16 protein-coding genes are annotated in these 16,636 nt (G+C 32.8%); 2 read left to right on the forward strand and 14 right to left on the reverse strand.

Going from position 1 to position 16,636, the window contains the following annotated elements; all coding sequences use genetic code 11:
* The 9 genes from ACTT88_RS06315 to ACTT88_RS06355 all read right to left on the reverse strand — a co-directional run bounded on the left by ACTT88_RS06315 (position 1) and on the right by ACTT88_RS06355 (position 8,407).
* Positions 1-1,158, reverse strand: a complete 1,158-nt coding sequence (locus tag ACTT88_RS06315) for a TRAP transporter substrate-binding protein (RefSeq protein WP_440908455.1) — start codon at positions 1,156-1,158, stop codon at positions 1-3.
* A 131-nt stretch (positions 1,159-1,289) separates the two neighbouring features.
* Entirely contained in the window at positions 1,290-2,282 is a 993-nt protein-coding gene (dhaK, locus tag ACTT88_RS06320; RefSeq protein ID WP_440908456.1) for a dihydroxyacetone kinase subunit DhaK, read from the reverse strand.
* Between the two features lie 8 nt (positions 2,283-2,290).
* Entirely contained in the window at positions 2,291-2,920 is a 630-nt protein-coding gene (dhaL, locus tag ACTT88_RS06325; RefSeq protein WP_440908457.1) for a dihydroxyacetone kinase subunit DhaL, read from the reverse strand.
* The gene (locus tag ACTT88_RS06330; protein WP_440908458.1) at positions 2,910-3,917 is read right to left on the reverse strand and encodes an ABC transporter ATP-binding protein; all 1,008 of its coding nucleotides are present in this window, start codon (positions 3,915-3,917) and stop codon (positions 2,910-2,912) included. Before ACTT88_RS06330 ends, dhaL begins: the two co-directional genes overlap by 11 nt.
* Positions 3,917-4,999: an ABC transporter ATP-binding protein gene (locus tag ACTT88_RS06335; RefSeq protein WP_440908459.1), complete on the reverse strand. Its 1,083-nt coding sequence runs from the start codon at positions 4,997-4,999 to the stop codon at positions 3,917-3,919. Before ACTT88_RS06335 ends, ACTT88_RS06330 begins: the two co-directional genes overlap by 1 nt.
* A 1-nt stretch (position 5,000) precedes the next feature.
* Entirely contained in the window at positions 5,001-5,192 is a 192-nt protein-coding gene (locus ACTT88_RS06340; RefSeq protein ID WP_023854045.1) for a hypothetical protein, read from the reverse strand.
* Positions 5,192-6,136 (reverse strand): carbohydrate ABC transporter permease, encoded by a 945-nt coding sequence (locus ACTT88_RS06345; protein WP_440908460.1) that lies wholly within the window; start codon positions 6,134-6,136, stop codon positions 5,192-5,194. Before ACTT88_RS06345 ends, ACTT88_RS06340 begins: the two co-directional genes overlap by 1 nt.
* Positions 6,136-7,035 (reverse strand): carbohydrate ABC transporter permease, encoded by a 900-nt coding sequence (locus tag ACTT88_RS06350; protein ID WP_023854043.1) that lies wholly within the window; start codon positions 7,033-7,035, stop codon positions 6,136-6,138. Before ACTT88_RS06350 ends, ACTT88_RS06345 begins: the two co-directional genes overlap by 1 nt.
* A 67-nt stretch (positions 7,036-7,102) precedes the next feature.
* The gene (locus ACTT88_RS06355) at positions 7,103-8,407 is read right to left on the reverse strand and encodes an ABC transporter substrate-binding protein (RefSeq protein WP_440908461.1); all 1,305 of its coding nucleotides are present in this window, start codon (positions 8,405-8,407) and stop codon (positions 7,103-7,105) included.
* 116 nt (positions 8,408-8,523) lie between these two features.
* On the opposite strand from ACTT88_RS06355, the gene ACTT88_RS06360 reads away from it, so the two are divergent.
* Together ACTT88_RS06360 and ACTT88_RS06365 are read left to right on the forward strand one after the other, a co-directional pair.
* Entirely contained in the window at positions 8,524-9,579 is a 1,056-nt protein-coding gene (locus tag ACTT88_RS06360; protein ID WP_440908462.1) for a sugar phosphate isomerase/epimerase family protein, read from the forward strand.
* A gap of 23 nt (positions 9,580-9,602) precedes the next feature.
* A complete protein-coding gene (locus ACTT88_RS06365; protein WP_440908628.1) occupies positions 9,603-10,733 on the forward strand; it encodes a Gfo/Idh/MocA family protein in 1,131 nt (376 codons plus the stop codon).
* Positions 10,734-10,740: 7 nt separating this feature from the next.
* On the opposite strand, the gene mmsB is transcribed toward ACTT88_RS06365, so the two are convergent.
* From mmsB to ACTT88_RS06390, 5 genes are read right to left on the reverse strand one after another with little or no spacing between them, the layout of a single operon-like run.
* Positions 10,741-11,655 (reverse strand): 3-hydroxyisobutyrate dehydrogenase, encoded by a 915-nt coding sequence (gene mmsB, locus ACTT88_RS06370; RefSeq protein WP_440908463.1) that lies wholly within the window; start codon positions 11,653-11,655, stop codon positions 10,741-10,743.
* A 1-nt stretch (position 11,656) separates the two neighbouring features.
* Complete coding sequence (locus tag ACTT88_RS06375) at positions 11,657-12,610, reverse strand: 2-hydroxyacid dehydrogenase (protein WP_440908464.1); 954 nt, start codon at positions 12,608-12,610, stop codon at positions 11,657-11,659.
* A gap of 5 nt (positions 12,611-12,615) precedes the next feature.
* Positions 12,616-13,905, reverse strand: a complete 1,290-nt coding sequence (gene glcF / locus ACTT88_RS06380; protein WP_440908465.1) for a glycolate oxidase subunit GlcF — start codon at positions 13,903-13,905, stop codon at positions 12,616-12,618.
* Entirely contained in the window at positions 13,905-15,185 is a 1,281-nt protein-coding gene (locus tag ACTT88_RS06385) for an FAD-binding protein (RefSeq protein ID WP_440908466.1), read from the reverse strand. The genes glcF and ACTT88_RS06385 overlap by 1 nt, the downstream gene beginning before the upstream one ends.
* A complete protein-coding gene (locus tag ACTT88_RS06390; protein WP_440908467.1) occupies positions 15,139-16,635 on the reverse strand; it encodes an FAD-linked oxidase C-terminal domain-containing protein in 1,497 nt (498 codons plus the stop codon). Before ACTT88_RS06390 ends, ACTT88_RS06385 begins: the two co-directional genes overlap by 47 nt.
* Position 16,636 lies beyond the last annotated feature (1 nt).

A 16,636-nucleotide genomic window follows, 5' to 3' on the forward strand; every position in this document is an offset into this window, starting at 1 on the left:
TTAGATTTTAACTTTCGCTAACGGACCAAACTCGTTTTCGTAAGCAAGTCTGTAGTTAGGCTGATTCATTAGTAAGTATTTCATTACTCTTTTCGCATAAGCTTTTTGTGAATCAACAATCTTCTTAAAGAATGGATCTTTAGAAGAGAAATCACCTACAACTTTATCCCAACCTTTTAACTGTTCTGCTAAAATTGCATCTGAAGTTTGGTAAACGTTTACTTTATGCTCATTCATCAATTTCGATAAATCAGCTGAGTATCTTACCAAAGCTTTAAAGTAGTTAGCGGTATTTGCTGCATACGAAGCATTTTTTAATATTGCTTGGTTTGCAGGAGATAAGCTATTAAATGTTTTTTTGTTAATAGGTATTTCAAACATCTCTTGTGATTGGTGGAAAGATCCTAAGTGATAATGCTTAGAAACATCTTGCATACCAAATTGAGAGTCTGAAGTAGGGTTGTTAAACTCAGCAGCTTCAATCAAACCAGTTTTCATAGCTGGCTGAATTTCACCACCTGGTAATTGTCTAACTACCATACCCATTGCAGTAAGAACGTTAGTAGCAAGACCAACTGTTCTATACTTCATACCTTTAACGTCACTTACTTTAGTTACGTTCTTTTTGAACCAACCAAATGGTTGAGCTGGCATAGGCATCGCAAAAACACCAACATAGTCGTATCCAACTTTTGCTAATGTTTCTTCATACAATGCTCTTCCACCACCTTCTTCCATCCAAGCCATTACTTCTTGAGATGATAGACCGTAAGATGGGCCAGTTCCGAAAAGAGACGCGGCAGGATTTTTTCCATACCAATAAGCAGTAACCCAGTGTCCCATATCAAGAACACCATCACTTACAGCTTGTCCAATTTCTCCAGTTTTTACAACTGCTCCAACAGGCTGAAGGTCAATTTTTAAACTTCCACCTGACATGTCTCCAACCATTTTGGCATAGTCTCCGGCCATTTCAAAAAAGATGTTAGCACCTGAAGGCCATGCTGCTTGCATCTTTAATGTTTGCGGAGCACCAAAAGCAACGTTAGGCATCGCTACAGCTGTTGCTGCGGCTGCACCAGTTGCTGCTGCGGCTTTGAAGAACTTTCTTCTTGAAGGAGTTTTAGAACCCTTCAATGATTTTTTACTCTTAATCATTTTATTCTCCTCTAGTTAATTAACTGTCGAAAATAAAACATAGATTCAGATTAGAGTCTTTCTAAAAGATAAGCCAAAATGACCCATATTGAACAATTTTTAAAAAAAATTTCAATTTCTAATTGAAATTATTACATACCCCAACGCATAGCTGCAGTATGAACAGGTGCATCCCAATTTTTTAAAATTTCTTCATCACATTTTAAGAGTGTTATTGATGCTCCTTGCATTTCAAGTGATGTACAATAATTACCAACTAAACTTCTTGTGATTTCAATTCCTTTAGATTTTAAAATTTCACAAGCATCATCGTATACTAAATATAATTCAGTAAGAGGAGTTCCGCCCATACCGTTTATAAATAGAAGCGTCTTTTCATTTTTTTGTGGTTTTAAATCATCAAGTATAGCCTCCAACATGTTATTTACTATTGTTTTTGACGGTTGGATTTTTTCTCTCTTTCTTCCTGGTTCACCGTGTATACCTACACCAAATTCCATTTCATCATTTCCAATTTCAAAAGTTGGTTTGCCCGCAGCAGGAACGGTGCAACTAGTAAAAGCAACACCCATGGTTCCTGAGTTTTTGTTTACTTTTTCACCAAGTTTTTTACATTCTTCTAACGAACCTCCGTTCTCAGCAAGTGATCCTACTATCTTTTCAACTAAAACTGTTGCGGCAACACCACGTCTTCCAGTTGTAAATGTTGAGTCCTCAACGGCAACATCATCGTTAGTAATGATACTATCATTTTTACCTGAGTACATTTCAGCACCCATTTGAAAATTCATAATATCACCAGAATAATTTTTAACTATGAACAGAACACCAGCACCGCTATCTACATGTTCAGCAGCTGCTTGCATTTGATCTGGAGTAGGTGCTGAAAAAACAAAACCTGGACACGCTGCATCCAGCATTCCATGACCAACAAAACCACCGTGCATTGGTTCATGTCCACTCCCTCCACCTGAAATTAAAGATACTTTTCCTTCTTTAGTTTTTGTTTTTCTAGAAATGAAGTTTGGCTCAAAATTTACTTTGATTATATCACTATGAGCTTTACCAAATCCATTAAGACTTTCTTTTAAAAAGTCGTCAACATTATTTATAAATTTTTTCATATTTCCTCCTATTTATTAATTAGTGATTTGCATATTGTATCTATTATAAGTTGTGATGAACGAGCCCCTGGATCTATATGACCTTTCGCACGTTCTCCTAAAAATGAAGCTCTACCTTTAGTAGCAAGCATGTCTTTTGTTGCCAACATTCTATCTTCGGCAATTTTTATTATCTCACTTAACCCTTCATTCATATCGGTATTGCCACTTTTTAATTCATTAAGTTTTTCTGATACTGGAATTAAAACATCCATCATTGTTTTTTCTCCAACATCCGCTTTTCCTCTTTCCTTCATTGCATTAATTCCTGTTATAACCATTTCACATGCTTTGTTAAAATTTATATTTCCATCTAGATCTGGTGTTTTAGCCATAGACATAAAGAAAGTTCCAAACAAAGCTCCAGAGGAACCACCAATACCTGACAAGACTTTCATAGCAATCATATTTAAACCTTTTTGCAAAGGTAAGTTTTTAATATCATTTTCAAGCTCAACTACTAACTTAAGACCTCTTTGCACATTAAATATATGATCTCCGTCCCCAATATTTTGATCTAGTGCTTCAATTTCTGCTGCATTTTCATCAATGACTATCTGAATATTTTTTGCTTGAGAAATTAAAAAATTAACGCTCATAAATTCTTTGATCCCCTTTATCAAATTTTAAAACTTTATTTGTATTAATGTCAAAATTAATCTTTTCATTTATTGATGATTTATAGCTACCTTGAATTGAAGCTAATATTTCATTGTCTTGAAAATTAATAGCCACAACAGTCTCTGATCCTAAATTTTCTGTAGAAATAACTTTTCCTTCGTATGGTCCATTACCTAATTCTATATTTTCTGGTCTAAGCCCAATTTTTGCTGTGTTGTTTAGTTTAAACAAAGAACCAGGTAAAATATTTATTTTTGGTGAACCTAATCTTTGAGATACATAAATTGAATTTGGATTTTCATAAATTTCTTCAGGAGTTCCAATTTGAACAATTTTGCCTTTTTTTAAAACTCCAATTTTATCTGCCAATGTTGTTGCTTCAGCCTGGTCATGTGTAACATACAGAATAGTTGCGTTTAGATTTAGTTGAATATTTTTTAACTCAACTCTAAGGGTTTCTCTTAGTTTGGCATCTAATGAGGAAAGTGGTTCATCCATCAAATAAATATTTGGTTCACGAACCAGAGCTCTACCGATAGCTACCCTCTGCATTTCTCCACCAGAAAGTTCAGTGGCTTTATTTTTTAATTTGTTTGAAATTTTGAGCATTTCAGCAATTTTCTCTACTTTATTTTTAATTTCTTCCTCAGGAAGTTTTCTCATTGGAGACCTCAAAGGAAAAGCAAGATTTTCATAAACAGTATAATGAGGATAAAGAGAGTATTGTTGAAAAACAAAAGACACATCTCTTGAGGCAGGTTGATCATGAGTTATATTTTCATCATCAAATAATACATCTCCAGAATCAATTTTTTCTAAACCGGCTATACATCTAAGTGTTGTAGTTTTTCCGGCACCAGATGGACCTAGTAAAACAAAAAATTGACCATCTTCAATTGTAAGATTTATATCCTCCAAAGCTTTAATTTTTTTATTATAAGTTTTAAATAATTTTTTTAATTCTACTTTTGCCATTATTTTATAAACTCACTGTTTAAAGATTTGTCTGTCTGACCGTCAAAAATAATAATATTATTATTTAGAGGTTTAACCTGCACGTTTTCATTCAATTTAACGTTAATAGAAATATCTGTTTTAACCTTAATTTCACCTAAACTTGTTTTAACTGTAATTATTTTTCTTGACCCTAAATACTCAACTCCAAAAACTGAACCTTTGAGACCTTCATTATTGTTTAGAGTCAAATTTTCTGGACGTATGCCAAAGAAATTTTTACTTCCTTTTGATTCCTCAAGTTGTTTGGGAATAACAAATTTAGCTCCTTCGATATTTACAAATGATTGATCTTTAGAAATTCCCTCATTAACTTCAAAAAAGTTCATACCTGGAGATCCTATAAATGAAGCTACAAATTTAGTTTTAGGTTTATTGTAAATAATATTAGGCTCATCAGCTTGTAATATTTCACCACCGTCCATAACTGCAATTCGGTCAGCTAATGACATCGCTTCTAATTGATCATGAGTTACATAAACTGTAGTTGCTCCAATGTCTAAATGTAGTTTTTTTAATTCTAAACACATTAATTCTCTAAATTCAGCATCCAAAGTTCCCAATGGCTCGTCCATTAAAAATGCTTTTGGTCTTCTAACTAGTGCTCTACCTAAAGCTACCCGTTGTCTATCTCCACCCGAAAGAGAGGAAATGTTAGAATTTAAAATGTGATCTATTCTTAAAAGTTTTGCTGCTTCTTCAACTCGATTTTTTATATCACTTTTTTTATAACCCTGCATTTTAAGAGGAAATGATAAGTTGTTTCTTACATTCATGTGTGGGTAGAGGGCAAACAATTGAAAAACAAAAGCAATATCTCTTTCTGATGCTCTTAACATTCCAACCTCTTCATCTCCAAGATATATCTCACCAGATGTAGGTAATTCTAATCCTGCAATCATTCTAAGTGTTGTAGTTTTTCCACAACCAGAGGGCCCAAGTAAAACAAAGAACTCTTTATCATTAATTGTTAAATTAGAATTTTTAACTGCAGTAAAATCTCCAAAAGATTTTTGTAAATTTACTATTTTAATTTGAGACATATTAATCCGGAAAGTGGCTTGTGATTATGAAACCTATAGTTCCTACTAAAATTACAATAAAAGAATAAGTAAACATCCACATTGCAAATGGTTGTAACAACATGAAAACTCCAATTAAAATTAATATCGTTGATAAGTTTTCCCAATAAACTCTTCTAAATATTTTTCTCATTAATGACTTTTCTTCTTGCATTATTTTCTTACTGCTCCAAAAGTAATACCTCTTAAAAGATGTTTTCTTAAAATTATTGTAAAAATCATAACAGGTAATAGAAATAAAGTTGTTCCTGCCCCAATTGCTGGCCAATCAAGACCACCTTCACCAATGATTGTAGGAATAAATGGTGGAGCTGTTTGTGCATTGAATTGAGTTAGCAAAACAGCAAAAGCGTATTCATTCCATGAAAAAATCATGCAGAAGATTGCAGTTGCGGCTATACCAGTCATTGCTTGTGGAAGGACAACTTTAAAGAAAGCTTGAAGTCTAGAATATCCATCAATCATAGCTGCTTCTTCATATTCTTTAGGAATTTCATCCATAAATCCTTTTAATAACCATACTGCTAAACTTAAATTTACAACTGTATACAATATGATCATTCCAAGGTGAGTATCCCCAAGACCTAATTTTCTATACATAATAAATATAGGAACAGCCACTGCTATTGGGGGAAACATCCTGGTTGAAAGAATAAAAAATAATAAATCATCTTTTAAAGGTACCCTAAACCTTGAAAACGCATATGCAGCCAATGCTCCTAAAAATACAGATGCAAATGTTGAACCAAATCCAATTATCATTGAATTTGAGTATCTACCCAAAAATTTTGATGGTCCTGTTATAACCATTTCTCTACTTCTAACTAGTTCTTCATACCAATTTTTTGGGGGAGGTAATGAATCAAGGTATTCTTGTGACTGTCTTGACCTATTAGTAAACAAGTTAACATATCCCTCTAGCGATGGTTCAAACAGAACTTCGGGTGGATATGAAATAGCACTATCAACATTTTTAAAACTCGTCATTACCATCCAAGATATTGGTATCAAAGTAATTACAGCGTAAACTATGATAATAGCAGCAGCCATTTTTTTTGAAAAAGACGAAGGTTCCAAATATGATCTAGAAGTATCCATCAGCGTTCCTTTATTTTATTCATTACTTTTACGTAGACATTTCCGAAACCAAATATGGTAACAAAAAGAATAACAGCAAATGCTGAACTGTAACCTGTTTTCCATTTTTCAAATGCTTCTCTTTTTAAGTTAATTGAAGCAAGCTCTGTAGCAGAGCCAGGACCACCAGAGGTAAGCTCAACAACCATGTCAAACATTTTGAAATTCTCAATCCCTCTAAAAAGTAGAGCTAGCAATAAAAATGGTAGAACAGAAGGCAAAGTAATATATATGAATTGCTGCCATTTACTGGCTCTATCAACCTCTGCGGCTTCGTATAAATAATTTGGAACAGATCTTAGACCTGCTAAGCAAATTAACATTGTAAATGGTGTCCACATCCATGTATCAACAATAACAATAGCCCAAGGAGCAAGTGTACTTGAACCAATCATGTCAAAGCTTCCTAAATCATAGAAAAAATTTACTACGTAATTAAATAGTCCTACTTGAGGGTTATAAAGATAAGTCCAAAATACCCCTACCACTGCAGGTGATAACATCATGGGTAAAACAATTAATGTGGTTAGTAGTTCATTGCCTTTAAATTTTCTGTTTAGAAGTAAAGCTAAACCTAAACCTATAATTGCTTGTAGTAACAAAGTCCAAAACATAAAGCTTGCTGTAACTTGCATTTTTTCCCATATGGCTTCTTTATTAAGAACTTTAATATAATTTTTTAAACCAACAAATTGAGGTTCTCTTCCAATTTTATTTGCGTAAAAATTTGTAAAAGACATTTTAATTGCATAGACCAATGGATAAATGTTTATAGCCAGTAGCAGAAGTACAGTTGGTCCAATAAAAAGCCAACCTACAGCCTTATCGGAAAGTCCCTTAAATTTTTTTTTAACGCTCATATGAATTTTTAATAAAAAAAGGGGAGGTGTAACCCCCCCTAATTTTTTTATTTCTTAACTATTAATGTTAAAGTTTTCCGTCTGCTTCGAATACTTCAACCCACTCTTCGATAATTTTATCTAGAGCTTCTTTAGCAGTTCCTTTTCCATTAACAACATAGTCGTGAATTGCCTCTTGCATAGGAAGCATTAACTCAACGAAAGTTGGTTCTTGCCAAAAATCTTTGACAATTCCCATTGAGTCTAAGAATCCTTGTGCGTAAACAGTTGATGTTGGAAATGACGGTGAATTTAAAACATCATTATGACATGAGTATCCACCTAAATCCCACCACTTTTGTTGCACATCTGGTCTTGCAAACCATTTGATATATTCAAGAGCAAGATCTTGTTTATCTGAGTATTTAACAACAGATATACCTTGTCCACCTAATGTTGCAGCTGCAACATTTTGTTTAGGATTTGCAAAGAAGCCACTAACTCTTCCATCGCTGTCTTCTTTAGAAACACCAGGCCAGAAAGCATACCAGTTCATTTGGAATGCAACTTGTCCAGATTTGTAGGCATCTAAATTTGCAACCATGTAAGCATCAGAGTGTCCTGGAGGTGCGCAGTCTTCATATAACTTTCTATAAAACTCAACTGCTTCTACAGCTTGTGGTGAATTGAAATATCCTTCCATATCGTATGGTTTGTTAGGATTTTCATATTCCATACCCCACGCATACATAGCAGCTGTAACACCCATTGTTATACCTTCTGATCCACGCTCTGTGTTAATTGCAGCCCCATACCTTTTTTGACCATCAATTTCTCTTCCTTGGAAGAAAGTACACATATCGTATAATTGATTCCAGTTTGCAGGAACTCCTAAATCATATCCGTGTTTCTTTTTGAACTCAGATTTAAGTTCTGGTCTATCAAACCAGTCTTTTCTATAAGCCCAAGCCAATGCATCTCCCATAGCAGGTAATGCATAGTAGTTTTTACTGCCTTTAGGCCAAGTAGAATATGCATAAACTGTAGCTGGCGAGAAATCACTCATTGAAATTCCTTCTTTATCAAAGAAGTCATTCAATTTTACGTAATGCCCATAAACAGCTCCAGCACCAATCCATTGTGAGTCACCAATTAATAAGTCAAATGTTTTACCTTTGTTGTTAAGTTCATTTAACATACGGTCAGCAAAATTTGGCCATGGCACAAACTCAAAGTTAACTTCTATTCCAGTTTCAGCAGTAAATTCTTTAGTTAATTCTTGCAAAGCATTAGCTGGGTCCCAAGCAGCCCATCCTAATGTTATAGACTTAGCATTTGAATTTACAGAGAACGAAAATAGAGAAACAAACAATAAAATCATTATTTTTTTCATTTTATCTCCTCTTAGTTTATTTTTCTGAAGAATAGTCTATCCAAGATGAGTTGTGGCTGCTAGTATTTTTTTTTATATAAAATAAATTGTAAATATATTTAAAAAAGGGGGAGATTATGAACAATATAAAAGGTCCTGCAATTTTCCTAGCACAATTTGTAGGTGAAGATGCACCATTTAATTCTTTAGATAATATTTGTAAATGGGTATCTTCATTAGGTTATAAAGGTGTTCAAATTCCAAGTTGGGATGGTAGATTAATTGATCTAAAGAAAGCATCTGAAAGCAAAGATTATTGCGATGAAATCAAAGGAATAACAAAAAAATATAATCTCGAGATCACTGAATTATCAACACATCTTCAAGGGCAATTGGTTGCGGTACATCCAGCATACGACACTGCATTTGATGGATTTGCAGCACCTGAAGTTAGAGGAAATCCAAAAGCAAGACAAGAGTGGGCAGTAAATCAATTAATGATGGCAGCTAAGGCCTCAAAAAATCTTGGGCTAGATAGGCATGTTACTTTTTCAGGAGCACTAGCTTGGCCTTATGTTTATCCTTGGCCACAAAGACCAGAAGGATTAATTGAAAATGCATTTATTGAGCTTTCAAATAGATGGAAACCAATTCTTGATCAATTTGATCAAAATGGAGTCGATCTTTGTTATGAAATTCATCCTGGTGAAGATCTTCACGATGGTATTACATTTGAAATGTTTTTAGAAAAAGTTGGTAATCATAAAAGATGCAATATGCTTTATGATCCTAGCCATTATGTTTTACAGAATTTAGATTACTTAGCTCATATAGATATTTACCATGAAAAAATAAAAATGTTTCATGTTAAAGATGCGGAGTTAAATCCTACCGGAAAACAAGGGGTGTATGGTGGTTTTCAATCTTGGGTTAACAGAGCTGGTAGATTTAGATCTCTTGGTGATGGACAGGTAGATTTTAAATCAATTTTTTCAAAATTTACTTCATATGGTTATGATGGTTGGGCAGTTCTTGAGTGGGAGTGTTGTTTGAAACATCCAGAAGATGGAGCAAGAGAAGGAGCTGAATTTATTAAAAACCATATTATCAATACTACAGAAAAAGCATTTGATGATTTTGCAGGAAGTGGTGCTGATATTGAGGCTAATAAAAAAATGCTGGGTATAAACTAGTGCAAAGAAAAATCCGTATCGGAATGGTCGGTGGAGGAGATGGTGCTTTTATTGGGGGTGTTCACAGAATAGCTTTAAGACTTGATGGTCATTACGAATTAGTAGCAGGATGTTTTTCATCTAAATATGACAACTCAAAAGAAACTGGGAGAAAACTTGGGTTGTCTGAGGAACGTATTTATGAAACTTATCAAGAAATGGCAGAAAAAGAGTCTAGACTGTCTGATGGGATAGATGTTGTTTCTATAGTTACTCCTAATCATCTTCACGTACCAGTGGCAAAAATTTTTGCTGAAAAAGGTATTAATATTATTTGTGATAAACCTCTTGCTTTATCAAGCATAGAAGCAAATTCTCTTAAAGATATAGTAGAAAATAAAAAATTAATTTTTGCTTTAACACATAATTATACTGGATATCCAATGGTTAGACATGCAAGATCACTTATCAAAAATGGAGATCTTGGATCCTTAAGGGTTATTCAGGCAGAATATCCTCAAGATTGGTTAACAACAAAAGCTGAGGATACTGGATTAAAGCAAGCTGAGTGGAGAACTGATCCTAAAAGGTCAGGAGGTGGCGGGTGTATAGGTGATATAGGAACTCATGCATTTAATCTTATCAAATTTATTACTCAATTAGAGTTAGATGAGTTATCAGCAGATATTCATACTTTTGTGAAGGGAAGAAAACTAGATGACAATGCACAAATCATGCTTAGATTTAAAGATGGTGCGAAAGGTTCAATATGGTCTAGTCAAGTAGCAGTTGGCAATGAAAATAATCTTAAAATAAGAGTTTATGGTGAGAGTGGAGGATTAGAGTGGAGACAAGAAGATCCTAATTATCTATTTTACACAAAGTATGGAAGACCAACTCAAAAGATTACACGAGGAAGTGGTAACGCAGTGAAAGAAGCTAATGATGTAACGAGAATTCCTCCGGGACATCCTGAGGGATATTTAGAAGGTTTTGCCAACATTTATAGCGATGTTTCTAAAGTACTGTTTGCCAAAATAAATAAGGAAAACTATGAACAATCAAATGATTGTTATCCAACTATCTATGATGGTATTGAGGGGATGAAATTTATAGAAACTGTTTTGGAATCAAGTAATAATAATAGTAAATGGATACGATTTAATTACAAATAAATATTTTTCAATCAATTGGATAATCCCAAGCAGTACCACCTATTACTTTAGAAATCGCTGAAAAATCTTTAGTATCATTTCCTTCTTTACAAAACTGATCATAAATTTCTAGGGCCATTTTTCCTAATGGTGTTTCAGCATTTACACTTTGAGCACAATCATTTGCAAGTTTAAGATCTTTATTCATCATTCCTGCAGAAAAACCTGGTCGATAATTATTATTAGAAGGTGTTCCATCAATTAATCCTGGTAAAGGTGGATAAACAGAAATTGGCCAACTATTTCCTGATGCATTTTTCATAATTTCATGAACTTTTTTGATGTCTATGTTTAATCTTTTCGCTAACATTAATGACTCTGAAGCAGCAATCATTGCAATCCCTAAAGCCATATTGTTACAAATCTTAGCGCCATTCCCGCTACCTAAATCACCTGCATGAAATATATTTTTTCCCATGATTTTTAACAAAGGAAATGCTTTATCAAATGCTTCTTTTGATCCACCAACCATTATATTTAATGTTGCTTTTTGAGCTCCCATTACTCCACCACTAACCGGAGCATCGATCATTTTTATTCCTAATTCTGAGGCTTTTTTCCCAATCTCAATAGAAGTTTTCATATCTATTGTTGAACAATCTATTAGTAGACAATCTTTTGAAACTTTATTTATTATTCCGTTTTCTCCTAAATAAACTTCCTTTGAATGTTTGCCTTCTGGAAGCATAGTAATGACTGTTTCAATATCATCTGTAATTAATTCATCTAAGTTCGATACTGTTTCAAGATTTTTATTTTTTGCAATCTCCAACATTTTTTTTGAAACATCTAAAACTTTTACAGATTTACCTGCCTTCATTAGATTTTCAGCCATTGGACAACCCATGTTACCAACGCCAATGAAAGCTATCGATTGAGACATTTTAATTTACTCTATTAATACAATTTCCAGTTCTAAAAAACTCATCTAAATTATCAATTGCTAAATTTCCCATTGCAATTCTTGTATCTTTTGTTGCACTCCCAAGATGAGGTAGAACAAAAGCGCTTGGAATTTTTAAATAACCAGGATTTAAATTTGGTTCATTTTTATAAACATCTAATCCTGCTGCATAAATTTTTCTTCTATTCAATGCATCAATTAAAGCTTCATCATCAACTATATCACCTCTAGCAACATTAGTTATCACGGCACCTTTAGGAAAATACTCAACAGTTTCTTTATTAATTAGGTTCTCCGTTTCTTTTGTAGCTGGACAACAAATTGATAAAACATCTGAAACTGAAAAAAGACTTTTTATGCTGTCATGATATGTTGCACCTTGTTCTTTATCTTCACTTAATTTTGAACGATTATGATAATGAATGATCATGCCTAAAGATTTTGCAATTTTTGCAATTTTTTGGCCAATACGACCCATACCTAAAATTCCTAATCTTGTTCCAGTTAATTGTTTACCAATTAAATAGTCAGCAGACCATTTCCATCCACCTTCTCTTGCAGACTCTATTCCTTCGGAAGCTCTTCTGCATGCTCCTAGAATTAATAAAATTCCAATCTCTGCTGTAGCATCTGATAAAACTTCTGGTGTATTTGTAACTGCTATACCTTTATTCTTTGCTGCTTCTAAATCAATGTTTCCAAATCCAACTGCAAAATTAGAAATTATTTTAATTGTATCTGGTAATTGATTGATTGTTTCTGCATCTAATTTTTCAGTTAGTGATGATAATATGCCATCAAATCCTTGACTCATTTCAATAATTTTTTTTTGTGAATAAAGTTCATCATTAGTATTAAATTTTGCTTCAAATAACTTAGATGCTTTGTCTTCACTTTCTCTTATCAAGCGTCTTGTAATTAAAACTTTTTTCATAATTTCTATTTTAAAATTTCAGGTTTTGGTCCGCCAGTGTACCAATCTAAAACTTCAATTGTATGTAATATTGGAACTTTAGTACCATGAGCGATTTGGGTAATACAACCAATATTTCCAGTAGAAATAAAATCTGGATTTAAACTTTCAATATTATTTACTTTTTTCTTCAATAATTGTTTTGCAATTTTTGATTGCAATATGTTGTAAGTACCAGCTGATCCACAACATATATGTCCTTCAGGAATTTCCATAATTTCATTATTAGTTTTCTCGAGTAATGAAAAAGGCTGAGAATGAACTTTTTGACCATGCTGCATTGAACACGCAGAGTGATAAGCTACTTTATATTTTTTTCCTTTATCTTTAATATCAAGTTTTAAACTTTCAAATATATATTCTGTTATATCTTTTGTTAATTCAGATATTACTTTAGCTTTTTTACTTAGTTCTTTGTCTTCACGAAAAATAAATCCATAATCTTTCATTGTTGTACCACAACCTGATGTGTTTGATAAAATTGCATCTAAATTTCCTTTTTGATGCTCCTCATACCAAGTGTTTATATTATTTTTAAAATCTTGATGTGCATCCTCCTCTTTTCCAAGATGATGATTTAAAGATCCACAACAACGAATTTTTTTTGGAACAACTACTTCTACGCCGTGTCTGTTTAATAGCCTTATTGTTGCTTCATTAATTTGAGGAGATATTTCTTTTTGTACACATCCTGTTAAAAGAGCAACTCTAGCAATTCTTTTTTTAGTAGAGGATTTGTAAACTTCTTTAATTGGTAAGCTTTTTTTAGGAAATTTAGTAGGCATTAACTCAATCATGTCTTTAATTTTTGAAGGCATTAAGAATTTAAATGGCTTCGATAATTTTACTAATAAACTTGATAATCTAAAAACTTTTGTATTTGGAAGAGTGATAGATAAAAAATATCTTATTAACTTATCAAAGAATGATCTTTGATAATTTTTTTCAATATATTTTTTTCCATGGTCAATTATGTGCATATAATTTACACCAGCTGGGCAAGTCGTCATACAACTATAACATGAGAGACATCGATCGATATGCTTTACAACTTTTTCAGTTGGCTTCCGATTATTTTCTAACATATCTTTAATTAGATAGATACGTCCTCTAGGTCCATCTAGCTCATCACCTAAAAGTTGATGAGTAGGGCATGTAGCATTACACATTCCACAATGCACACATTTTTTAAAAACTTTTTCGTTTGCAAAATTGTCTGGATCTCTTAGCTGTTCTTCAGTAAATTTTGTTTGCATTAAACACCTCTATACATTTTACCTGGGTTTAAAATTCTTTTTGGATCAAAACTTTGTTTTACTTTTTCAGAAATCATCAAACGTACTTTATCAACGGTAAAAATAGGTTCACCATAATCATATTCGGATGAAGTTTTAATTACTGTCAAATAACCTCCAAAATCATTTGCCATTTTTTTTAAATCTTTAATCTTTTCCTCTTTTTTACTATTAACTTCAATCCAGAATAACGACCCACACCAGTCAGTAAAATAATTATGGTTATTTTCCAAATATTTGGATAATTTTGAACCATTCGCTGGCGGTATCACCATTCGTATTAAATTGTGTTCGGTCTTTTCGAATACCTCTAAATTATTTATTTTTTTCCAAAATGGTTCTGATTGATAAACATCAAGAGTAGAAATATCTGAATTGTTTAATTCAAGTTCTTTTTTTAAATTATTAATTTTTTCCTCAATTGAAATTTTATCCCCCTCAACTCTAAATGCTACAAACGAAACTTTTGATTTAAGATCATTAAACTTAAAAACATTATTTCTTTTAGCTGAAAATTCTTTATCATTTGACTGCTCTGGAATAAAGACAGCACCAGAAATTTCACTACTTGAACTTGATAATTTATTAAACAAATCATAAATTTGTTCAAAATTATTAGGATAAATTATTACAGTTTTCGAAGAGTCTTTTTTAGGTAAAACCTTTAATGTAATTTCAGTCAAAGCAACAAGTGTACCAAACGAACCAGCTATAAGTTTTGATAAATCATAACCCGTAACATTTTTAACGACAGTGCCTCCTGATTTAATTATATCTCCTTTCCCATTCACTCCCTTAAAACCTAGGACATGATCTCGAACACTTCCAACTTTAAATCTTCGTGAGCCTGCATAATTACATGATAAGTATCCTGCTATTGTTCCTTTATTTGATTTGCCATCTTTAATATACCCGAAGTCTATTGGTTCAAAAGCTAGCTCCTGACTATTTTCACTTAAGACCTTCTCGATTTCATTAATTGGTGTGCAGGCTTTTACTTTAATATACAATTCTTCAGGTCTATAGTCGATGATACCAGAAATTTTAGACAAAGAAGTAGTGTTAGCCGATTGAGTTTTGTTTCCAATAAAGCTTTTTGAATTATTACCGATAATTTCCGTTGGAGAATCTTGTTTATATAGTTCCCGAATTAAATCTGAAACTTCAACCTCATCTTTAGGGTAATAGACGTTGTTAGAATCTTGGAAGATCTGGGAATTTATCTTTATTTTTGTGGACATGAACCCTTCCTTCCTCTGCACATTTTCTAAGTATAGGATAAACTTTACCAGGATTTAATAGATTTTTTTCGTCTAATGATTTTTTAATACTTAATTGTTGTTGTATATCGTTATCATTAAACATTTCACACATAAGTTCTCTTTTTTCTATACCAACACCATGCTCACCTGTAATAACTCCACCAAGTCTCACACATGTTTTTAATATCTCAGAACCAAATTCCTCAGTTTTTCTAAGTTGTTCTTTATCATTTCCATCAAACATAATAAGTGGATGTAAATTTCCATCACCTGCATGAAAACAATTTGCAACCGGTAATTCATATTTTTCTGATAATTTTTTAATTTCTAATAATGCTTCAGCAAGCTTGCCTCTTGGAATAGATCCATCCATGCAATAATAATCAGGGGCCATAGCTCCACAAGCTGGAAAAGCAGCTTTTCTTCCAGCCCAGAAAGAAAGTCTTTCTTTCTCACTATTACTAAGTTTAAGACTAGAACAATTATTTTTTTTACAGATAGCCTCTACTTTCCTAATTAATTCATTAACCTCTGACTCTGTTCCATCAAGTTCTACTATTAATAATAATTCCGCATCTCTTGGATATCCTGCTTTACTAAAATTATCTGTTGCCTCAATTAAAGCTTTATCCATTATTTCCATTCCTGCTGGCACTATTCCACTTGAAATAATTTCTGAAGCAGCATCTCCTCCTTCTTTAATAGATGGAAAGCCTATTAAAGCCGCTCTTACCACATCAGGTGTTTTTAAAATTTTAACTGTTACTTCAGTAACAACTCCCAATAATCCTTCTGATCCACAAATTAAACCCATAAGATCATATCCTTCTTGGTCAAAAGATTTTCCTCCAAATCTACAAATGGTTCCATCCATCATTACCATCTGTATACCCAGAATATTATTTGTAGTCGTTCCATACTTTAGTGAATGAACTCCACCAGAGTTTTCAGCAACATTTCCACCTATAGAACATGCTAACTGGCTAGAAGGATCTGGGGCATAGTAAAACCCTTTATGTTGAACTGCATGAGTAATTCCCAAATTTGTTACTCCAGGCTGTGTTACGACACATTTATTTTCATAATCTATTTCAAGTATTTTATTAAATTTTCCTAAACCAAGAAGAATGGCATCTTGTAAGGGTAATGCACCTCCAGACAATCCAGTGCCTGCGCCTCTTGGAACTACTTTTATGTTTTCACTATAGCAATATTTTAATATCTCACTAACCTCATCACTATTTTCTGGAAGTACTACTGCTAAAGGTGTTTGTGTGTAAACTGACAGAGCATCAGTTTCATAAGGTCTCAATTCGTCAGCTTCACTCAGAACATTTTCTTTATCTGTTAATTTTGAAAGATTATTTACTATCTCAGTTTTTCTATTTAAAATAGAGTTATCAATTTTTGGTAAAGCTAAATCAGACATA

The organism is Candidatus Pelagibacter sp., assembly GCF_052046145.1.
Classification (GTDB): domain Bacteria; phylum Pseudomonadota; class Alphaproteobacteria; order Pelagibacterales; family Pelagibacteraceae; genus Pelagibacter.